At 67.1% G+C, this 21,104-nt stretch carries 19 protein-coding genes; 5 read left to right on the top strand and 14 right to left on the bottom strand.

Features of this window, described 5'->3' with window-relative positions; genetic code table 11:
• Nucleotides 1–244: 244 nt before the first annotated feature.
• The 6 genes from AC5O77_RS18255 to AC5O77_RS18230 form a co-directional block, all read right to left on the bottom strand.
• The gene (locus tag AC5O77_RS18255; protein WP_494507038.1) at nt 245–1,669 is read right to left on the bottom strand and encodes an ATP-binding protein; all 1,425 of its coding nucleotides are present in this window, start codon (nt 1,667–1,669) and stop codon (nt 245–247) included.
• A gap of 25 nt (nt 1,670–1,694) precedes the next feature.
• Nucleotides 1,695–2,378: a response regulator transcription factor gene (locus tag AC5O77_RS18250; protein WP_004136763.1), complete on the bottom strand. Its 684-nt coding sequence runs from the start codon at nt 2,376–2,378 to the stop codon at nt 1,695–1,697.
• A 73-nt stretch (nt 2,379–2,451) separates the two neighbouring features.
• Entirely contained in the window at nt 2,452–2,826 is a 375-nt protein-coding gene (locus tag AC5O77_RS18245) for a hypothetical protein (protein ID WP_032128191.1), read from the bottom strand.
• A gap of 212 nt (nt 2,827–3,038) precedes the next feature.
• Nucleotides 3,039–4,070, bottom strand: coding sequence for a tRNA dihydrouridine(20/20a) synthase DusA (dusA, locus tag AC5O77_RS18240; RefSeq protein WP_161994209.1), 1,032 nt, complete (start codon nt 4,068–4,070; stop codon nt 3,039–3,041).
• A 206-nt stretch (nt 4,071–4,276) separates the two neighbouring features.
• Complete coding sequence (locus AC5O77_RS18235) at nt 4,277–4,927, bottom strand: DUF6338 family protein (RefSeq protein ID WP_478058857.1); 651 nt, start codon at nt 4,925–4,927, stop codon at nt 4,277–4,279.
• A gap of 144 nt (nt 4,928–5,071) precedes the next feature.
• A complete protein-coding gene (locus AC5O77_RS18230) occupies nt 5,072–6,535 on the bottom strand; it encodes a SulP family inorganic anion transporter (protein WP_494507037.1) in 1,464 nt (487 codons plus the stop codon).
• A gap of 241 nt (nt 6,536–6,776) precedes the next feature.
• On the opposite strand from AC5O77_RS18230, the gene AC5O77_RS18225 reads away from it, so the two are divergent.
• Both AC5O77_RS18225 and AC5O77_RS18220 read left to right on the top strand, forming a co-directional pair.
• Nucleotides 6,777–7,733, top strand: coding sequence for a cation diffusion facilitator family transporter (locus AC5O77_RS18225; protein WP_100435539.1), 957 nt, complete (start codon nt 6,777–6,779; stop codon nt 7,731–7,733).
• Between the two features lie 111 nt (nt 7,734–7,844).
• Nucleotides 7,845–8,270, top strand: a complete 426-nt coding sequence (locus tag AC5O77_RS18220) for an organic hydroperoxide resistance protein (RefSeq protein ID WP_014035621.1) — start codon at nt 7,845–7,847, stop codon at nt 8,268–8,270.
• Between the two features lie 143 nt (nt 8,271–8,413).
• Here AC5O77_RS18220 and mmsB read toward each other — a convergent pair whose 3' ends face one another.
• Genes mmsB through AC5O77_RS18195 form a run of 5 tightly spaced genes read right to left on the bottom strand, consistent with a single transcriptional unit; the run spans nt 8,414 to nt 13,953 of the window.
• On the bottom strand, nt 8,414–9,304 hold the full coding sequence (gene mmsB / locus AC5O77_RS18215; RefSeq protein WP_004136647.1) for a 3-hydroxyisobutyrate dehydrogenase: 891 nt from the start codon (nt 9,302–9,304) through the stop codon (nt 8,414–8,416).
• Nucleotides 9,301–10,476, bottom strand: coding sequence for an enoyl-CoA hydratase/isomerase family protein (locus tag AC5O77_RS18210; RefSeq protein ID WP_478058852.1), 1,176 nt, complete (start codon nt 10,474–10,476; stop codon nt 9,301–9,303). The genes mmsB and AC5O77_RS18210 overlap by 4 nt, the downstream gene beginning before the upstream one ends.
• Nucleotides 10,473–11,270 (bottom strand): enoyl-CoA hydratase, encoded by a 798-nt coding sequence (locus tag AC5O77_RS18205; protein WP_049399842.1) that lies wholly within the window; start codon nt 11,268–11,270, stop codon nt 10,473–10,475. The genes AC5O77_RS18210 and AC5O77_RS18205 overlap by 4 nt, the downstream gene beginning before the upstream one ends.
• Nucleotides 11,267–12,433: an acyl-CoA dehydrogenase family protein gene (locus AC5O77_RS18200; RefSeq protein ID WP_478058850.1), complete on the bottom strand. Its 1,167-nt coding sequence runs from the start codon at nt 12,431–12,433 to the stop codon at nt 11,267–11,269. Before AC5O77_RS18200 ends, AC5O77_RS18205 begins: the two co-directional genes overlap by 4 nt.
• A 14-nt stretch (nt 12,434–12,447) precedes the next feature.
• Entirely contained in the window at nt 12,448–13,953 is a 1,506-nt protein-coding gene (locus tag AC5O77_RS18195) for a CoA-acylating methylmalonate-semialdehyde dehydrogenase (protein ID WP_049399840.1), read from the bottom strand.
• 115 nt (nt 13,954–14,068) lie between these two features.
• Between AC5O77_RS18195 and AC5O77_RS18190 the strand changes: the two genes are divergently transcribed.
• The 3 genes from AC5O77_RS18190 to AC5O77_RS18180 all read left to right on the top strand — a co-directional run bounded on the left by AC5O77_RS18190 (nt 14,069) and on the right by AC5O77_RS18180 (nt 18,189).
• Entirely contained in the window at nt 14,069–15,436 is a 1,368-nt protein-coding gene (locus AC5O77_RS18190; protein ID WP_478058848.1) for a helix-turn-helix domain-containing protein, read from the top strand.
• 723 nt (nt 15,437–16,159) lie between these two features.
• The gene (gene pdxY, locus AC5O77_RS18185) at nt 16,160–17,068 is read left to right on the top strand and encodes a pyridoxal kinase (RefSeq protein ID WP_478450672.1); all 909 of its coding nucleotides are present in this window, start codon (nt 16,160–16,162) and stop codon (nt 17,066–17,068) included.
• Complete coding sequence (locus tag AC5O77_RS18180; RefSeq protein WP_494507036.1) at nt 17,065–18,189, top strand: prephenate dehydrogenase; 1,125 nt, start codon at nt 17,065–17,067, stop codon at nt 18,187–18,189. The genes pdxY and AC5O77_RS18180 overlap by 4 nt, the downstream gene beginning before the upstream one ends.
• A gap of 265 nt (nt 18,190–18,454) precedes the next feature.
• Here AC5O77_RS18180 and AC5O77_RS18175 read toward each other — a convergent pair whose 3' ends face one another.
• The 3 genes from AC5O77_RS18175 to AC5O77_RS18165 form a co-directional block, all read right to left on the bottom strand.
• Nucleotides 18,455–18,649, bottom strand: coding sequence for a hypothetical protein (locus AC5O77_RS18175; RefSeq protein WP_005409247.1), 195 nt, complete (start codon nt 18,647–18,649; stop codon nt 18,455–18,457).
• 70 nt (nt 18,650–18,719) lie between these two features.
• Nucleotides 18,720–20,492, bottom strand: coding sequence for an ABC transporter transmembrane domain-containing protein (locus tag AC5O77_RS18170; RefSeq protein ID WP_494507035.1), 1,773 nt, complete (start codon nt 20,490–20,492; stop codon nt 18,720–18,722).
• Nucleotides 20,485–21,081: an IMPACT family protein gene (locus AC5O77_RS18165; protein WP_049400110.1), complete on the bottom strand. Its 597-nt coding sequence runs from the start codon at nt 21,079–21,081 to the stop codon at nt 20,485–20,487. Before AC5O77_RS18165 ends, AC5O77_RS18170 begins: the two co-directional genes overlap by 8 nt.
• Between the last annotated feature and the right edge of the window lie 23 nt (nt 21,082–21,104).

The following is a 21,104-nucleotide window of genomic DNA, read 5'->3' as shown; positions in this document are numbered from 1 at the left end:
CCCCCCCCCCCCCCCCCCCCCCCCCCCCCCCCCCCCCCCCCCCCCCCCCCCCCCCCCCCCCCCCCCCCCCCCCCCCCCCCCCCCCCCCCCCCCCCCCCCCCCCCCCCCCCCCTTTCTCCCCCACCCCCCGGCACCCGCCATCCGCTCGGGTCTGGGGGGCGGGGATTGGTTTATCACCCCCCGCCACTACCGGAACACCCGTGCTGTTGCGCCAGGCGATGGCCGGCGGACGGGAACGCGCGGATTACGGCCCCGGTGGCAGGCGCACTTCGAAACGGGCGCCGCCCAGTTCCTCGGAGCGGCCTACAGCCAGTTCACCGCGGTAGTCCTTGATCAGGTCCTGCACGATCGACAGGCCGATGCCGTGGCCCTGCACGCGCTCGTCGCCACGCACGCCACGCTGCAGCACCTTGCCGATGTCATCCGGGGCGATGCCCGGGCCGTCGTCGTCCACCGCCAGCAGCAGGCCGGCGCGGCGCGCGTTCGGTGCCGGCAGCGGCTGCGCGGTCAGCAGCACGCGGCGGTTGGCCCACTTGAAGGCATTCTCCAGCAGGTTGCCCAGCAGTTCCTGCAGGTCACCCGGTTCGCCGTGGAAGCGTGCGGCCGGGTCGATATCGAATTCGCACAGCACGCCCTTCGAGGCGTAGACCTTCTCCAGGCCACGCACGATTTCCTCGGCGTTGGATTCAATCGGCAGCGGCGCGGAGAACAGCTTGTGACCCGACGACGCCGCACGTGCCAGCTGGTAGGAGACCAGGTTGTTCATGCGCTGCAGCTGCACGTCCAGTTCCTCGCGCAGCGCGCTGTCACCGGCACCACTATCCATCTGCGTGCGCAGCACTGCGATCGGTGTCTTCAGGCTGTGCGCCAGGTCGGCCAGGGTGTTGCGTTGGCGCTCGAGATTCTCGCGCTCGCTTTCAATGAAGGCGTTGATGCTGTCGGTCAGCGGTTCCAGCTCGCGCGGGTGGCGCTCGCTCATGCGCGCGGTCTCGCCACGCTGCACCTTGGTCAGCTCGGTGATCACGCGGCGCAGGGGCCGCAGGCTCCACTGCAGGATAACGGTCTGCAGCAGCAGCAGGATCAGGCCGATACCGCCCAGGTAGAACCAGACCCGGCTGCGGAACACCCGCAGCTGCGCACCCAGCGCACGCGAGTCTTCCATCACGTAGATGGTGTACGGGAATTCGGTGGCGGGATCGGCGTCGGCATCCCACACCAGGCCCAGGCCATAGCGGTACACCGAGCCCTGGCTGCCGTCGATCTGGATCATCGGCAGCGGGCCTTCGAACACTTCCTGGCGCGGCGCCAGCAGGCCGCCGCCGACGGTGGGCAGCATCGGGCCTTCGGCGGACATCGAATTGCCCTTGCCGTGCGGCATCACCACCTGCAGGTACAGGCCGCTGCCCGGCACGTCGAAGCGCGAATCCGGCGGCTGCTCGCGGATGTACAGCGAGCGGTCGCGGGTGAAGTCGATGCCGGCCGCATAGGCGGTGGCGTAGTTCTTCAGGCGCTCGCGCAGGTTCGCCTTCGCCGTATCGGCGAAGGCGGCGTCGAGCGCGTAACCGGCCAGCGCCAGGAACGCGACCAGACCCACGGACGCGGCGAACATCTGGCGCGCCTGCAGTGAGCGCGGCCGCCAGCGTCGGAAGAACCACAGACGGCCGGACATCGTGTTATCGCCAGGGTGAGCCGGCTCAGCCCTCGTTGCGCGGAATCGCGAAACGGTAGCCGCGACCGCGCACGGTCTCGATCGGCTTCAGCTCGCCATCCGGGTCCAGCTTCTTGCGCAGGCGGCCGATGAAGACTTCCAGCACGTTCGAGTCGCGGTCGAAGTCCTGCTGGTAGATGTGCTCGGTGAGGTCGGCCTTGGAGACCAGTTCACCGGCGTGCATCATCAGGTACTCCAGCACCTTGTACTCGTAGCTGGTGAGGTCGACATTGCTGCCGGCCACGCTAACGGTCTGGGCAGCCAGATCCAGGGCGACCGGGCCGCATTCCAGCGTCGGCTTGCTCCAGCCAGCGGCGCGGCGCAGCAGCGCGTTGACACGGGCCAGCAGTTCTTCGACGTGGAACGGCTTGACCAGGTAGTCATCGGCGCCTTGCTTCAGGCCTTCGACCTTGTCCTGCCAGCTCGAACGCGCGGTCAGGATCAGCACCGGGAATTTCTTGCCTTCGTCACGCAGGGCCTTGATCAGCTCCATGCCCGACATCTTGGGCAGGCCGAGGTCGATGATGCCGACATCGAACGGAACTTCGCGCCCCATGTAGAGGCCTTCCTCGCCGTCCTGCGCAGCATCGACGGCAAAGCCTTCGCGCTTGAGCCGGGCTGCCAGGGTCTCACGCAGCGGGGCTTCGTCTTCGACCAGAAGGATACGCATGAACTCTCCCTAGTGTCCTGGGTGTGGCCCGGAGGCCTGTGGGGTACGGGTTGATAGCGACGACTATCCCTGTTCAGGGGTTATCGCCGCGTAGTGATGACATATCCGACCGCGGCGTGCGCGGCTGTGAACGCGACGGGGCGGGGTCGTCCATGTAGCGGACCCGGCCCCGATCGTCCATGTACTTCACCCGGTTGATATCACGACCATCGAACGGCACGCGCTCGGCGCCGAGGATGTGGCCACCGGTGGTGCGCTGCACGCGGCGCACGGCATCGGACAGCGACCGCTCGTCGCCACGGCCACCGCGCTCGCCCCGCTCCATCATCTCCGCCCGCCCCTGGTCGCCGCGCGGCGGCTGTTGCGCCAGCGCCGAAGACAGCGGCACAGCCGACAGGACCACGCAGGTGGCCAGGGCAATGCGGCGATGGAAGGGAGCGGAAGACATCGATGCGATCCTAGCCGAGCACGGCGATTCGTTCAAAAGTCGTAAATCCGGCGCCGGGTTCGAAACCCAGCGTTTTACAAATCTTTTGCAAATTCTTGGTTTACAGCGGTGAATCCGGTCTGAACTTTTCCGGCTTCAACTCCAAGTCGTTCAGCTAAGTGAACATTCGGGACGAATCGCCGCCCCTTGTCAAGTCAGGGATGTGACTGCGGTCACGCTACGGCGCGATCAGATGCACGTTCGGTGACCGCCAGCGCCTGCTCGATCAGGCGCCAATCGGCGCCCGGGCGGTGTGCGCCCTCGCTCAGCACCTGGCGGAATGCGCGGCCGCCGGCCTGGCCGTGGAACAGGCCAAGCACGTGGCGGGTGATGTGCTTCAGCGCCAGGCCTTCGCCCAGCCGCGCTTCCACATAGGGCCGCAGCGCGCGCAGCAGGTCGCCACGGGCCTGCAGCGGGGCGCCGGTATGCAACGCCTCCAGCTGATGCAGCAGATAGGGATCGTGGTAGGCCGCGCGGCCCAGCATCACGCCATCGACGTGCACGGCCTGCGCCTGCACCGCCTCGAGGCTGGCCAGGCCGCCATTGAGCACCACCGGCAGTGCCGGGCGCTCCTGCTTCAAGCGGTAGGCCCAGTCGTATTTGAGCGGGGGAACCTCGCGGTTCTCCTTCGGCGACAGGCCCTTCAGCCACGCGTTGCGCGCGTGCACCACCACCATCGCCGCACCGGCGGCGACCTGACGGTCGACGAAGGCGGCGAACACGTCGTAGTCGTTGTCCTCGTCCACGCCCAGGCGGCACTTCACCGTCACCGGGATATCAACCGCATCGACCATGGCCGCAACGCACTCGGCCACCAGCGCCGGCTCGCGCATCAGGCACGCGCCAAAACGCCCGGCCTGCACGCGATCAGACGGGCAGCCGCAGTTGAGGTTGACCTCGTCATAACCCCATTCGGCGGCGATGCGGGCGGCCTGCGCCAGCAGGGCAGGATCACTGCCACCCAATTGCACGGCCAGCGGCTGTTCGCTGCGGTCGAAGCCGAGCAGGCGCTCGCGATCGCCGTGGATGACCGCGTTGGCGTGCACCATCTCCGTGTACAGGCGTGCGCCCGGCGCCAGCACTCGATGGAACACGCGGCAATGGCGGTCCGTCCAGTCCATCATCGGGGCAACGGACAGGCGCAGGGAATCGGCGTAACGGGCGGTGGCGGACGTCATCGGGGTGTTGATCGTGGAGACTGGCATTGCCAGTGAGATCAATAGTTTACACCGCGTGGCTGAATGCGCCCGGTCAGCCGCGCTGCGAGCGCCGGTTGGGCCCGGCTCCGGCTGGCGGCCGGGGCGGGCTGGGCGGTGGCGGCGGACGCTTCCTGCCCTCGGGGAGCTTGGGGTTCGCGTTCTCCATGGATACGACCAACTGGTCCAGTGGTGGGTTGGAACCCTTCCTCAACTTAGCCATCGTCTGTCTCCTGGAGAATCTCGACCCACTGCACATCCACTGCGTGAATCAGTATGCCATCGAGCTGCGGAAGCTCGACCACGGCGGGGCTGGCCACGTGATCCGCTGCTGGATCGGCACCTTCATCGGGTGGATCCGCATCCACCAGCCAGGCCGGCATCTGCATGTAGAACTGTCCCGCAGCGGGGCTGATCGGCCACTCCTTGGGGTAGCCGGTCAATCGACGGCCATCCTTCAATTGCAGCACCACGAAGGCAGGACGCGTACCCAGCACGCAGTACCACTCGCTCGGGTGGGACGTACGGGTAGTGAAGCCTGCGCGGCGGAGAACCCCATGGAAGAAGTCCTTGTTCGCAGCGAGGGCCAATCCTGCCCCCAGCAGTGCGGCGAGGACAAAACCCCATAGCAGGCTGCTGGACTCGGTCCATGTACCCAGCACAAAGCAGCGACCAGCCAGCAGGAGCAACAGTTCGGTGAACTTCACCAGCACCTGGACGACGAAGGTGAATACCAGCGCTTCCACGGTCCTTTCGAACTGGGGTGGCTTGGGGTGTGAAGTCAGCCCGTAGAACACCCAGGCTGCCAGGAAGCCCGGCAGCAGAAAGGTCAGCAGCGTGGTGGCGTTGTTGAAGAGCGAATCCATTCCGGCAGAAGTACTCCGTCGTGAGGATCACAACGGAGCACGATCGCGGCGATTCTTCCACCTTGGGTGGGGTTCACAGGCTGAAGATGCAGCAACCGCAACAGCGGCCATGGCGTTGCAGTTGCTCCACGAGAGCCGATAGCGTCAATGCGCGCTGCCAGCAGCGCCTTTGCCACCCACCTGCTCAATGAGGGTCTGGCTGGCCGCATTGAGCCCCACCACCGTCACCTCCGCACCGTGCGCGGCCAGCTTTTCCTGCGCCCGCTCCAGCGCGGCAACGGCAGTCAGGTCCCACAGGTGCGCATCGCGCAGATCAATCTGCACCTTCGGCGCCACGTGCTGGTAATCGAACGCTGCACCCAGCTGCCCTGCCGAGGCGAAGAACACCTGCCCGCGCACGCGATAGACCTGCGTGTCACCGGCATCGTCGCGCTGCACATCCAGCATGCGACCAACCTTTCGCGCGAAGAACAGGGCCGATAGCAGCACACCGCTGAGCACGCCCTTGGCCAGGTCGTGGGTGGCCACGGTGACCACCACGGTCAGCAGCATCACTGCTGACGAACTGCGCGGATGCGTGCGCAGGTCGCGCAGCGAGCGCCAGCTGAAGGTGCCAATGCTGACCATGATCATCACCGCCACCAGCGCCGCCATCGGGATCTGCCGCACCAGTTCGCTGCCGTACACCACCAGTATCAGCAGGAACACGCCGGCCACCAGGCAGGACAGGCGGCCGCGGCCACCGGAGGTCACGTTGATCACCGACTGGCCGATCATCGCGCAGCCGGCCATGCCGCCGAGGAAGCCGGTGACCGTATTCGCCACGCCCTGGCCGACGCATTCGCGGTTGCGCTCGCTGGGCGTTTCGGTGATGTCCTCGACGATCTGCAAGGTCATCATCGATTCAAGCAGGCCGACCACGGCCAGTGTGGCCGACACCGGCAGCAGAATGCGCAGCGTCTCCCAGGTGAGCGGCACATCGGGCAGCAGGAAATGCGGCAGGCTGTCGGGCAGCTGGCCCATGTCGCCGACGCTGCGTACGTCTACGCCGAAGCCGATCACCACGGCGGTCAGCACCACAATGGCCACCAGTGGCGACGGCACCGCGCGGGTAATGCGCGGCAGCAGGTAGATGATCGCCAGCGCGGCGGCGCACAGCACGTAGACCGTAGGGCCGCGACCGATCAGCTCGGGCATCTGTGCCAGGAAGATCAGGATCGCCAGCGCGTTGACGAAACCGGTGATGACCGAGCGCGAGACGAAGCGCATCAACGAGCCGAGCTTGAACACACCGGCCAGCACCTGCAGCAGGCCGGCCAGGATGCTGGCGGCGAACAGGTACTGCAGGCCGTGGTCCTTGACCAGGTCGACCATCACCAGCGCCATCGCACCGGTGGCTGCGGAGATCATGCCGGGGCGGCCGCCAGCGATGGCGGTGATGACGGCAATCGAGAACGCGGCGTACAGGCCGACCTTGGGGTCGACGCCGGCGATGAGCGAGAACGCGATGGCCTCGGGAATCAGGGCCAGGGCGACGACGATGCCGGACAGCAGGTCGCCACGGATGTTGCCGAGCCATTGCTGGCGCAGGGGGTAGGACGTTTGCATGGGAAAGCTCCGCGCGCAGGCGGGCGTGGCCGCATGGCGCTGCAGTGGAAAGACACGGGTTCCTGAGCCGGGCAGGCCGGCTGCCGATGTGCGGCAAGGGTCAGGGTGGCGTGATCACTGCAGGCGGGCGTCGGTACGTGGGAGGGACGCAGTCTACGGGAAGCGGCCCCACGGGGGTAGCGCGGATGGCCGGCGAGGCAGCGAAAGGCAGCGGAGCCTGGCTCCGCTCTACAATTGAACCATGGCCGCCAACCGCCCGCAGTTCTTCGACCCCGCCACCGAACAGGGCGTGCTGCGCCTGTCGATCGCCGCCTCTCTGCTGTTGGCCGCGGCGGCGGTGGTGTTCGGCCTGCTGGCCAATTCCTCGCTGATCATCTTCGACGGCATCTACGGCCTGATCGACGTGGTGATGACCTGGCTGTCACTGCTGGTGGCGCGGTTGATCGCGCTGTCCACGCAGACCGATGCGCTGCAATCGCGGCTCAACCAGCGCTTCACCATGGGCTTCTGGCACCTGGAGCCGATCGTGCTGGGGGTCAGCGGCACACTGATGATCGGTGCGGCGCTGTATGCGCTGGTCAATGCGGTGGACGCGTTGATGTCCGGGGGCCGCCACATCGCCCTCGGCCCGGCCATTGCCTTCGCCGGGCTGTCGATCGTGGGCGAAGGCGCACTGGCCTGGTTCATCCTGCGCGCCAACCGTCGCATCGGCTCGGAGTTCATCGCATTGGACGCGAAGAACTGGGTGATCGCGGCCAGCATGTCGGCCTGCTACCTGCTGGCGTTTCTCGGCGGCGTACTGGTGCAGGGCACGTCGCTGGCGTGGGTCGGGCCGTACATCGACCCGGCCATCCTCGCCTTCGTCTGCGTGCTGGTGATGATCGCCCCGATCGGCACGGTGCGCCGGGCGCTGGCCGGCATCCTGCTGGTCACCCCGCCGGAACTGCAGGCCCATGTGGATGCAGTGGCACGCGGGATCGTGGCCAAGCACGGCTTCGTCGAGCACCGCAGCTACGTGGCCCAGGTGGGGCGTGGCGAGCAGATCGAGCTGTTCTTCGTGGTGCCGGAAAACGACCCGCCGCGGCCCTTGGTGGAATGGGACCAGCTGCGCGACGAGATCGGCGATGCACTGGGCGAGGCCTCGCCGGACCGCTGGCTGACCATCATGTTCACCACCGACCGCGAATGGACGATCTAGGCTGGCAGGACGATCGATCAAATTTTTCGTACGCATTGCAACCCAACGTACGCGGAAACCGGGCAAAGTAGGCTCCATCGCAACACCCACCCACCGACCAGGAGCATCCCGATGTCCATCGAAAAGGTTCTGTACACCGCCCAGGCCACCTCCACCGGCGGCCGTGAAGGCCGTTCCGTCTCCTCCGACAACGTGCTGGATATCCAGCTGTCGACCCCGCGCGAGCTGGGCGGCGCCGGCGGCCCGGGCACCAACCCGGAACAGCTGTTCGCGGCCGGCTACTCGGCTTGCTTCCTGGGCGCGCTGAAGTTCGTGGCCGGCCAGGCCAAGGTCGCGCTGCCGGCCGACACCACCGTGACCGGCAAGGTCGGCATCGGCCAGATCCCGACCGGTTTCGGCATCGAAGCCGAGCTGACCATCAGCGCTCCTGGCGTGCCGCGCGAGCAGCTGGAAGAACTGGTGCAGAAGGCACACATCGTGTGCCCGTACTCGAATGCCACGCGCGGCAACATCGACGTGACGCTGATCGTTGCCTGATGCGGTGATGCCGGCCAGCGGCCGGCACTACCACTGCAGAAAAAAATGGGCGGATGCCGGTCGAAACCGAACATCCGCCCATCCCACCTTCGTTGTCCCGCACGGGGGCATGAGGTTGCCGGCCAGCGGCCGGCACTACCAGGTCACTTCTCGCTCGTAATGAGCTGCACGACGCTGGAGAAATCCAGCTTGCCGCGGCCAGCCTGGTGGTTCATCGAGTACAGGTTGCGGGCCACTTCGCCCAGCGGGATCGAGGCGCCGACACTCATCGCCGCTTCCACCGCCAGGCCCATGTCCTTCAGCATCAGGTCACTGCCGAAGCCGCCGCTGTAGCCGCGCGAGGCCGGGGCGTTTTCCAGCACGCCCGGCCACGGGTTGCACACTTCGGTGGCCCAGCTGCGGCCGGTGCTGACCGCCATCATCTGCGACAGCACCTTCGGGTCCAGCCCGTGTGCCACGCCCAGCGCGATGGCTTCACCGGTCACCGCCATGATCACGCCCAGCGCCATGTTGTTGCACAGCTTGGCCACCTGGCCGGCACCGCTGGCGCCGACATGGAAGATGTTCTTGCCCATCGCCTGCAGCACCGGGCGGGCGCGCTCCAGCGCATCCTCCTCGCCACCGACGATGAAGGTCAGGGTGCCGGCCTGGGCACCGGCGGTACCGCCGGATACCGGCGCGTCGATCATCTGCAGGCCACGTGCGGCAGCGGCTTCAGAGACCTTGCGGGCGCTGGCCGGGGCGATCGTGCTGCAGTCGATGACCAGTGCGCCGGCCGGAATCGCGGCAAGAATGCCGTCATCGCCCAGGTACACGCCTTCGACGTGGCGGCTGGCCGGCAGCATCGAGATCACCACCTCGGCATCGGCCAGGGTTTCGCGCGCCGATGCGGCCGCGCTGGCGCCGGCATCGACGGCGGCCTGCACCGCGGCCGGGACCAGATCGAACACGCGCACGGTGTGGCCGTTCTTGACCAGATTGGCGGCCATCGGGCCACCCATGTTGCCCAACCCGATGAATGCAATGCGGCTCATGCAAGGCTCCTTTCAACAAGGGGAGTGCCCAGGTCGGCCAGCGGATGCGCGGCATCGGCCCAGGGGGAAGCGAAGAAGGTGTCGGCCCACGCGCCGGTGGCCTCGGCCAGAGTGGCCGGGTTCCACTGCGGATTGCGGTCCTTGTCGATCAGCAGCGCGCGGATGCCTTCGGCGAAATCACCGTGGGCGGCGCAATGCAGGGCGACGATGTACTCCAGGCGGTAGATCGCGGCCAGGTCCTGGCCGGCACTGCGGCGCTGCAGCTCGTACGACAACCGTGCCGAACCCGGTGCACCGGCGGCGAGGGTCTTCTGCGCCGCCTGCAGCCAGGCATCGTCGGTCTGCAGAGTGGAGATGCGGCCGATGATCGCTGAGAGGTCATCGCCTTCGCACAACGCATCAACCTGCGCCGCATTGGCCAGCAGCGGGCCGGTGGCGGCGTCACTGGCATGCGACTGCAGCAGATGGCTGAGCCGTTCGTGGTTGTGTGCGGCATCGCTGGACCACGCGACCTGCAGCAGCGCATCGAACACCGCGCTGCGGCGTTCTTCGGCCACGTGCACGTCGGCCAGGCCGGCGTAGATGGCGTCGCCCGGATTGAGCAGCGCGCCGGTCAGCGCCAGGAACAGGCCGCCCTTGCCCGGTACGCGCGGCAGCAGCCAGCTACCACCCACATCCGGGAACAGACCGACGGTGATTTCCGGGAAGGCCAGCTTGGAGCGCTCGCTGACCACGCGGTGGCTGGCACCGGACATCAGGCCGATGCCACCGCCCATCACGATGCCATGGCCCCAGCACAGGATCGGCTTGGCATAGGTGTGGATGAGGTAATCGACGCGGTATTCGACGTCGAAGAACTCGGCCGCGTAGTCGTTCTCGCGGATGTCGCTGCGGCCGGCCTCGCGGAAGGCGACCATGCTCTTGTACAGGCTGTGCAGGTCACCGCCGGCGCAGAACGCCTTTTCGCCAGCGCCCTGCAGCACCACCATGGCGATGCCGTCGTCGTCGGCCCAGGCATTCAACTGCTTCAGCAGCAGGTGCGCCATCGGCAGCGAGAAACCGTTGAGCGTGCGCGGCGCATTGAGCGTGGCGATGCCGATGCGCGTGCCGTTGCTGGCGGCGCGCTCTTCGAACAGCACCGGTGCGTCGTCGGCAGCGGTGTCGGTGCTCATGCGTTCTTCCACTGCGCAGCGCGCTTTTCCAGGAAGGCGGTCACGCCCTCGACCTGGTCGGCGGTGTCGAACAGATCGACGAAGGCTTCGCGTTCGGCCACCAGCGCCGAAGCGTGGGTACCGGTGCGGGTGGCCTGCACCAGAGTCTTGCAGGCGGCGATGCTGGTCGGGCTCTGCTTGCCGGCCTTCTTCGCCCATTCCAGCGCCAGCGCCTTGGCTTCGCCCTTGCCGACCTTTTCTTCGGCCAGGCCAATGCGCAGTGCGGTGTCGGCGTTGATGCGCTCGCCCAGCAGGATCATGCGCTTGGCCCAGCCCTCGCCGACCAGGCGCGGCAGGTTCTGGGTGCCACCGGCGCACGGCAGCAGGCCGACGGTGGCCTCCGGCAGCGCGACCTGGGCGTGGTCTTCGATGATGCGCAGGTCACAGGCCAGCGCGCATTCCAGGCCACCGCCCATGGCGTAGCCGTTGATCGCGGCGATCGACACGCCACGGAAACCGGACAGCGCTTCGAAGGCTTCACCGAAGCGGCGCGCGGCTTCACGTGCAGCGGCCTTGTCGCCGGAGGCGAACTGGTTGAGATCGGCACCGGCGGAGAAGAACTTCTCGCCGTCACCGGTGATCACCAGCGCGTAGATCTCGCGGTCTGCGTTGAGCGCGCCGACCAGATCACGCAGCGCCGACAGGCTGTGCACAGTCCAGGTATGCGCAGGCGGGTTGTTCAGGGTGACCACGGCGGTGTGGCCATCCACCTCCACCTTCAGCCCCACGTGCTCCTGGGTACGCCAATCCTTCATCGCAGTTCCTCTTCGGTGTTGAGCAGGTGACGGGCAACGATCACCCGCATGATCTCGTTGGTGCCTTCCAGGATCTGGTGCACGCGGCAGTCACGCAGCAGGCGCTCGATCGGGTATTCGCGGATGTAGCCGTAGCCACCGTGGATCTGCAGTGCTTCGTTGCAGACGTTGAAACCGGCATCGGTGGCGAAGCGCTTGGCCATCGCGCACCACACGTTGGCGTCGCTGGCACCGGCATCGAGCTTGCGCGCAGCGGTGTGCACCATCTGCCGGGCGGCCACCAGCTGGGTGACCATGTCGGCCAGCTTGAACTGCAGGGCCTGGAACTCGGCCAGTGCCTTGCCGAACTGGCGGCGCTCGCCCATGTAGCGGCGTGCGGCATCCAGCGCGCCCTGTGCAGCGCCCAGCGAACAGGCAGCGATGTTGATGCGGCCGCCATCGAGCCCCTTCATCGCCAGCTTGAAGCCGCCGCCTTCCTCTCCCAGAAGGTGGCTGACCGGCACGCGGACGTTTTCGAAGGTGATGCCACGGGTGGGCTGGCTGTTCCAGCCCATCTTCTCTTCCTTGCGGCCGAAGCTGATGCCCGGCAGGTCGGCCGGCACCGCAATGGCGCTGACACCGCCTGCACCGGCACCACCGGTACGCGCCATCACCACCAGCAGTTCGGTGGCACCGGCGCCGGAAATGAAGGCCTTGGAGCCGTTCAGCACATAGAAGTCACCGTCGCGCACGGCGGTGGTCTTCAACGACGCTGCATCGGAACCGGCACCCGGTTCGGTCAGGCAGTACGAGGCCAGCTTGCTGCCCGAGGACAGATCGGTTCCCCACGCATCGCGCAGCGCCGGCTGGCCCCACTTGGACACCATCCACGACGCCATGTTGTGGATGCTGATGTACGCCGCGGTCGACGGATCGACGTTGGCGAGCTCCTCGATGACGACGGCGGCGTCCAGTCGGCTCAGGCCGCTGCCGCCCACTTCCGGGTCCATGTACAGACCGCAGAAGCCCAGTTCACCGGCCTTGGCGATCGCCTCGCGCGGAAAGATGCCCTCCGCATCCCATCGCGCGGCGTGCGGCGCCAGTTCGGCCTGTGCGAAGTCGTGCGCCGCCTCGCGGTACGCCTGCTGCGCTTCTTCCAGTTCCGTCGTCATCGAGTGGCTCATGGCTGCTCCTGCCGTTACTTCAGGCTGATCGTGGTGTTGACGCCGTGGCTGAGCGTCTCGTCATCGAACCAGCGCGCGGTGACCGTCTTGGTCTGGGTGTAGAACAACACCACCTGCTTGCCATACGGACCCAGGTCGCCCAGCTTGGACGCGCGCGAACCGGTGAACGAGAACAGCGGCACCGGCACCGGGATCGGCACGTTGATGCCGACCTGGCCGACGTCGATGTCTTCCTGGAACTTGCGCGCGGCGGCGCCGGACTGGGTGAACAGTGCGGTGCCGTTGCCGTTCGGGTTGCTGTTGACCATCGCGATGGCCTCTTCCAGCGTCTCTGCTTCGAGGATGACCAGCACCGGCCCGAAGATTTCTTCCTGGTAGATGCGCATGTCGGTGGTGACACCGGCAAAGATGGTCGGGCCAACGAAGTTGCCCTTCTCGAAACCATCGACCTGCGGCTTGCGGCCATCGAGCACCAGCTTGGCACCCTGCTCCACGCCCGAGGCGATCAGGCCTTCCACGCGCTCGCGGGCGCTGCAGGAAATGACCGGACCGACGTCGGTGCCGGCGACGGTGCCGCCGCTGACCTTCAGGGTCTTGGCCTTGGTGACCAGGTCCTGCACCCAGTTGCGTGCTTCACCCACCAGCACCAGGGTGGAGGCCGCCATGCAACGCTGGCCCGCGGCACCGAAGGCGGCGCCGACCATCGCGTTGAGGGTCTGCTCCTTGTTGGCGTCCGGCAGCACCACGGCGTGATTCTTGGCGCCCATCATGCACTGCACGCGCTTGCCGGCCAGCGAGGCACGGTTGTAGACGTGGGTGCCGACGCGGGTGGAACCGACGAACGACACGGCCTTGATGTCTGGGTGGTCGCAGATCGCGTTGACCACTTCCTCGCCGCCGTGGACGACGTTCAGCACGCCCTTCGGAATGCCGGCTTCCAGCGCAAGCTCGACCAGGCGCATGGTGACCATCGGGTCCTGCTCGGACGGCTTGAGGATGAAGGTGTTGCCCGTTGCAATCGCCATCGGGAACATCCACAGCGGGATCATCGCCGGGAAGTTGAACGGGGTGATGCCGGCGCACACGCCCAGCGGCTGCATGATCGTGTAGGTGTCCACGCCATTGGCCACGTTGTTGGCCAGTTCGCCCAGCTGCAGGTTGCCGATGGCGGCGGCGTGCTCGACCACTTCCAGGCCACGGAACACATCGCCTTCGGCGTCCGGCAGGGTCTTGCCCTGTTCGGCGGTGAGGATGTGGGCCAGCTCGCTCATGTTCTCGCGGATCAGCTGCTGGTACTTCAGGAAGATGCGCGCGCGGGTGCCGATCGGGGTCTTGCGCCAGGTCTTGAAGGCTTCCTTGGCGGCGGCGACGGCGGCGTCCACTTCGCCGGTGGTGGCGAACGGCACCTTGGCCAGCACGTCCTGGGTGGCCGGATTGATCACGTCCTGCCAGTGGGAGGTGGCCGATTCAACGAACTGGCCATCGATCAGCATGCGGATACGGGGCGCTGCAACAGTCATGACGACAATCCCACAGGGTGCGAAAGATGCTTGGCATTATTCACAGCACCCACCTCGATTTCCGGGCTGAATCCGCTTAATCTGGCCAACACGCCAGACGATTCATGTTAATTCTGTGAATTATTCAGCCCCCCAGCGACAACTTGGCCTGCGCCTGCTGCGGCTGCGCGAGCAGCGCGGCTACAGCCAGGCGGATCTGGCACGGGCGCTGGGGCTGTCGGCCAGCTACCTGAACCAGATCGAGCGCAACAAGCGCCCACTGACCCCGGCTGTGCAGAAGAAGCTGGGCGAGGTATTGGGCGACGTTTCCGCACTGTTCGACGAGGATGAGCCCGCCGCCCTGCAGGAAGCGCTGGGCGAGACCCTGCGCGATCTGGGCCTGGCCGAGGTCAGCGCCACCGAACTGCGCGCGCTGGCCGGCAACCTGCCGCAGGTCAGCCGCGCGCTGCTGGACCTGCACCGCCGCCACCTGGCGCTGCGCGAGCATGCCGCGGCGCTGGAATTCCAGCTGGGCGAGCCCGGTGCCGGCAGCACCCTGCCCGCTGGCGACCAGGTGCGCGAGTTCTTCAACCGCATGCACAACCACATCCCCGAGCTGGATGAGTTGGCCGAGCAGCTGTTCGCCGAGTGTGGGCTGTCACCGGGGCATGTGGCACCACGGCTGCGCCAGCTGCTGGCCGACCGCCACGGCGTGCTGGTGGAGGTGGCCGCACTGCAGGCCGGGCGCGAAAAGCGCCAGTACGACGCCGGCGCGCGGCGGCTGTGGCTGCCCGATTATCTGGAGCCTGGCCAGCAGGCATTCCAGATGGCCGCCGAGCTGGCACTGCACGGCTACCTGCCGCAGATCGACGCGGTGGTGGCGCGTGCCGGCTTCACCGATGACGCGCGCATCGCGCAGGCACGGATCGGTCTTTCCAACTATTTCGCCGGCGCGCTGGTGATGCCGTACATGCGCTTCCTGCGTGCGGCGGAAACCAGCAGCTACGACATCGAACTGCTGGCGCATCAGTTCGGCGTCGGCTTCGAAGCGGTCTGCCACCGGCTGAGCACGCTGGCACGGCGCAGCGCACCCGGCCTGCCGTTTTTCTTCATCCGGGTGGACCGCGCCGGCAACGTATCCAAGCGCCACTCCGCCACCGATTTCCACTTCTCGCAGGTGGGCGGTTCGTGCCCGCTGTGGATCGTCTACGAGGCATTCAACCAGCCCGGCCGCATCCTCACCCAGACCGCGCGCATGCCCGATGGGCGGCGCCACTTCTGGCTGGCGCGACAGGTCAGCAGCGGGCCGGTGGGCCATGGCCAGCCGCGCAAGACCTTCGCGGTGGCGCTGGGCTGCGACCTGCAGCATGCCGAACGGTTGGTGTATTCGCTGGGGCTGGATGTGCAGAGCCCGGGTAATTCGGTGTCGATCGGGCCGGGTTGCCGGGTGTGCCCGCGCGAGGACTGCATGCAGCGCGCGTTCGCGCAGTTGCCGGGGAGGTAGGGAGTTTTGCAGGGCTGCGCCCTGCACCTGCTTCAATTCAAGGCAACAGCAAAAGCAACAGCGGGCCTTCCGTGGGATGGCGGGGTGGGTCCGGTTGCGGGGGACGCTGCAAGTCCCCCTCCGGGGCCCGGCCCAGCCGCTGGCGGCTGTGCGTTCGGGCGCTTGCGAAGCAATGCTTCGCAAGCAAAGCGCCCTCACCCATGTAAGCTCGGTCGCCGCTTGCTCGTGTGCGCAGTCCTGCGCACACGGCAAGACCGGGGTTGGGCGTCCTGCCCAACCCGCCCGAGGCATGCCTCGGGCCCATGCGGCTCACGCCCCCTCAACCGGACCCACCCCGCCTTCGACAGTTTTCCGCGATCTGTCGGAACAGCGTCCGGCCCTGGTAGGTGTCGACCTTGGTCGACACGGATGAATTCGTTCGATATCTGACAGATGTGTCGACCAAGGTCGACACCTACCAACAGCCGCGCGGAACAACAGCCGCAGTTACCAACAGCTGCGTGAACCTGTCGAAGGCGGGGCACTGTGGGTTTGCGGGGTGTGAGCCGCATGGATGCGGCGACCAAGGCTACATGGACGTACTTGCGGCGTCCCCGCACTCCGACACCGCCCCGCCACCCCACGGAATGCCGCTTTGGCTTCGGCCGTTGCGATTGCCGTTGCATTGAGCAGGTGCAGGGCTGCAAGCCCTGCCGAAAACTCCCTTGGGCGTAGAATGCGGCCATGAGCGAATCCCTTGATAACCACCTGGTCCACGGCCGCCGCCAGCGGCCCGATGGTCCGTCGCCGATCGATGTCATCTCGGTCCAGTCGCAACTTGTCTACGGCCACGCCGGCAACAGCGCCGCCGTACCGCCGATGCGCGCACTCGGCGTGCGCGTGGCGGAGATCCCGACCGTGTTGCTGAGCAACGCGCCGTTCTACGACACCACGCGTGGTCGCGTGCTGCCCGCCGACTGGTTCGCCGACCTGCTGCTGGGCACCCACGAGCGCAGCCTGCCGCAGCGGGCGAAAATGCTGGTTTCCGGCTACTTCGGCAGCACCGCCAACGGTGCCGCCTTCGCCGACTGGCTGGACAACATCCTGCCGGTCTGTCCGCAGCTGCGTTACTGCCTGGATCCGGTGATTGGTGACACCCACACCGGCCCCTACGTGGAGCCGGGCCTGGAGGCGATCTTTGCCGAGCGATTGCTGCCGCATGCCTGGCTGGTGACCCCGAACGCCTTCGAACTGAATCGTCTGACCGGTATGCCGGCACTGGCCGAGGCTGATGCCATCGCCGCCGCGCGGACGCTGCTGGACCGTGGCCCGCACTGGGTGATCGCGCACAGCGTGGGCGGTAACCCGGGTGAGCTGGTGACCCTGGCGGTCGGTCGCGAGGAAACCTGGCGCTGGACTTCGCCGCTGCTGCCGGTGGACGTGGCCGGCACCGGTGACGTGCTGATGTCGCTGGTGGTGTCGTTCCTGTTGCGAGGTGAATCGATGCAGCAGGCGATTTCGCGTGCGATTGCCGGTACCCATGCGGCGCTGGAGGCGACTCTGGACAATGGCTTCGAAGAGTTCGACGTGATCGCGGCGGCGCCTGCCGCACTGGCCGAAGGCACGCGCTTCCGTGCCGAACGCGTGGCATGAGCGGTCTGCACGAACGCACGCCGCGCACGGTCGGCATCGTCGGCAGTGCCGGCGCCTATGGGCGCTGGCTGAGCCGCTTCTTCCAGCAGCACATGCAGCTGCAGGTGATCGGCCACGATCCGGCGGATCCGGACTCGCATACGTCGGAACAGCTGCTGGCGCAGGCCGACGTGCTGGTGTTCTCGGCACCGATCCGGCATACGCCGGCTCTGATTGCCGAGTACGTGCGGCAGTCGGCCGGCCGTGAGCAGGACCGGCTGTGGCTGGACGTGACCTCGGTGAAGGAAGCGCCGGTGCAGGCGATGCTGGCCTCTCAAGCCGAAGTGGTCGGCCTGCACCCGATGACCGCGCCGCCGAAGGCGCCGACCCTGAAGGGCCGGGTGATGGTGGTCTGCGAAGCGCGGCTGCAGCACTGGCAGCCATGGGTCGATACGCTGTGCACGGCGCTGCAGGCCGAGTGCGTGCGGGCCACGCCGCAGCACCACGACCAGATGATGGCGCTGGTACAGGCGATGGTGCATGCCACCCACCTGGCCCAGGCCGGCGTGCTGCGCCAGTACCAGCCGCAGCTGGGCGATCTGGCCGCGATGATGCCGTACCGCTCGGCATCGTTCGAGTTGGACACGGCGATCATCTCGCGCATCCTGTCGCTCAACCCGGCGATCTACGAAGACATCCAGTTCGGTAACCCGTACGTGGCGCCGATGCTGGAACGGCTGGTCGGCCAGCTGCAGGCCCTGCAGGCGCAGGTCGGGCAGGGCGACGACCGTGCGCGTGGTGAATTCCGCGAGCAGCTGCTGTCGGCGAACCGCAGTGCCTTCGGCGAGCAGGCGCTGGCGGACGGCAACTACACCTTTGAACGCGTGGGTTATCTGCTGGCTGACCTGACCGAGCGTAATGCGTTGTCGGTGCACCTGCCGGAGGACCGGCCAGGCTCACTGCGTGAGCTGCTGAACGTGTTCGAGCAGCATCGCATCAGCCTGGCTTCGATCCATTCCTCGCGCACGCCTGGTGGCGAAGTGCATTTCCGCATCGGGTTCGTGGCCGGCAGCGATGCGGCGGCGATCACCCGGGCAGCAGCCGACGTGGACGCCAGCGGCATCTGGCGGGTGCTGGGCTGAATTCATCCACAGGCGGTGTGGATGGTTCCTGAGCAAACGTGTGGATAACCTTGCTCAGGCCTTGGCAGCAAAGGCTGTCAAGATGATTGGTGAAAAATTGATCACGCCTTTTGTAGCGTCGAGCCACGCTCGATTGCCCTTGGCAAAAGCGTGTCGACCAAGGTCGACACCTACCAGAGGCAAGAAAGCGGGTCGATCAAGGTCGACACCCGCCGGAGCGGGGCGATACGAAATCGGGTAGCGCCGGGGTCATGCCCGGCGAACCTCAGATCGTCAGTCGCAGCTCGCCGCCACTGGTGGTGAACTCGCGGCCATCGCGCACCAGCGGCCGCCCGTCATCCAGTTCGTAGCGTGGCGTGGCTTCAGAGTGATGCCCGCTGCCATTCGCCTCGGGCTTGAACTCGATGATGATGTGGCTTTCGCCGTTGCTGTCGACGGCGGGGAACTGACGGAACGACATCGTGCACCTCCTTCAGCGGATGCGATTGTTGCGCGGCCAGCTTGGCCGCGCCGATGTTAGCCGGACGTCATCAATCGATGAACTGCAGGCGCGCAAGTTCAGCGTACAGTCCACCTTCGGCCAGCAGCTGTGCGTGCGTGCCCTCGGCGACGATGCGGCCCTGGTCCATCACCACGATGCGGTCGGCCTTGAGCACGGTGGCCAGGCGGTGGGCAATGACCAGTGTGGTGCGGCCCGCCATCAGCCGCTCCAGCGCTTGCTGCACGCTGTGCTCGCTCTGCGCGTCCAGCGCGCTGGTCGCTTCGTCCAGCAGAAGGATCGGCGCATCCTTCAGCAGCGCACGGGCAATCGCCACACGCTGCTGCTGGCCACCGGACAGGCGGGCACCGCGCTCGCCCAGCTCACTGTCATAGCCCTGCGGCAACGCGCGCAGGAAGCCATCGGCCTCGGCGGCACGCGCGGCAGACTCGACTTCGGCGTCGCTGGCCTGCAGGCGGCCATAGCGGATGTTGTCGCGGGCACTGGCAGCGAACAGCGTCGGCTGCTGCGGCACCAGCGCCAGCTGCGCACGCAGCTCGGCCGGGTCGGCCTGGCGCACGTCGATGCCGTCCACGTCGACGCGGCCGCTGGCTGGATCATGGAAGCGCAGCAGCATCGAAAGCACCGTGCTCTTGCCCGCCCCCGAGGGACCCACCAGCGCCACGGTCTCGCCGGGGCGGACGTGCAGGTTGAAGTGATCCAGTGCGGCCTGGTCCGGTCGCTGCGGATAGTGGAACACCACGTCGTCGAACCGGATCTCGCCATGCAGCGGCTGCGGCAGCGCGCGCGGCTGTGCCGGCGCGCGGATCTCGATGTCTTCCTGCAGCAGTTCGCCGATGCGGCCCATGCCGCCGGCCGCGCGCTGCAGCTCGTTCCATACTTCGGCCAGTGCACCCACCGAACCGCCACCGATCAATGCATACAGCACGAACTGGCCCAGCGTACCGGCGCTGAGGCGGCCGTCGATGACGTCGTGCGCGCCCAGCCACAACACACCGACGATGGCGCCGAACACCAGCAGGATGGCGCTGGCGGTGACCAGCGACTGTGCGCCGATGCGGCGACGGGCGGCGCCGATCGCATCACCGAGTGCCTTGTCGAAGCGCCCGCGCTCGTACGGCTCGCGTGCATGTGCCTGCACCGTGCGTACCGCACCCAGGGTTTCACTGGCCAGGCTGTTGGCATCGGCGATGCGGTCCTGGCTGTTGCGTGCGACCGTGCGCAGCTTGCGCGCGCCGATGATGATCGGCAGCACCGCCAGCGGAATGCCAAGCAGCGACCATGCGGCCAGCCGCGGGCTGGTGACGAACAGCATTGCCAGGCTGCCGATGACGGTGACCGTGCTGCGCAATGCTACGGACATGGTCGAGCCGACCACGCTGCGCAGCAGTTCGGTGTCCGCGGTCAGGCGCGAGACCAGCTCTCCGCTGCGGCTGCGGTCGTGGAAGCCGGCGCCCAGCTGGATCAGGTGGGCATACAGCTGGCTGCGCAGGTCGGCCACGACCTTTTCACCCAGCAACGATACGAAGTAGAAGCGCGCGGCCGTGCCCAACGCCATGACGACCGCTACCAGCATCAGCAGGGCGAAGGCACGGTTGATCTGGCCGCCGCTGCTGAAACCGTGGTCGATCATCTGCTTCACCGCCGGAGGCAGGCTCAGCGTGGCTGCAGAAGACACCGCCAGGGCCAGCAGCCAGGCGGTGAACAGGCCGCTGTGGCGGCGCACGAACGGCCAGAGCGTGCGCAGGCTGCCGAGGCGCCGTAGCGGCGGGGTCGAAGCGGGGGCGTCGTCCTTGTCAGTCATCCTGGTCGTCGTCTTCTATGCGGATACGGTCACGGGTGGCGTCGCGCAGGCGGATTTTCAATGCGTCGACCTGATCGGCAGGCAATTCGATCCGCAGGCACACACCATTGGCATCGAACTGTTCATCGCGCTTTTCGGCACCGAAGGCGGGCAGGGTGGCATGCAGGGTACCCAGGTCCTCGAAGCCGGCCAGCAGCTGCAGCCGGGCCATCGCCACCAGCGGCAGGCGCGGGGCGGTGCGCAGGCACTCGGCGGCGGCGCCGCCGTAGGCGCGCACAAGGCCACCGGCACCGAGCTTGATACCGCCGAACCAGCGCGTCACTACCACCATCACCCGGTCGAAACCCTGGCCGTCGATCGCCGCCAGAATCGGACGTCCAGCCGTGCCGGCCGGCTCGCCATCGTCGCTGGAGCGATAGTCCTGCCCATGCCGGTAGGCCCAGCAGTTGTGGGTGGCATCGGCCACCGCAACCTGCTGCAGGAACGCCATGGCCGCTGCGGCGCCATCGATCGGCGCGGCATGGGCGATGAAACGGCTGTGTTTGACTTCCAGCGTGTGGCTGACAGGCTGGGCGAGAGTATCGAGCATTCCCGTCATTCTACGGGGTTGCC

This window comes from Stenotrophomonas sp. INTA L402-1, assembly GCF_059295135.1.
The sequence above is the reverse complement of the archived record's forward strand: the minus strand, read 5'-3'. Positions and strand labels throughout refer to the sequence as shown.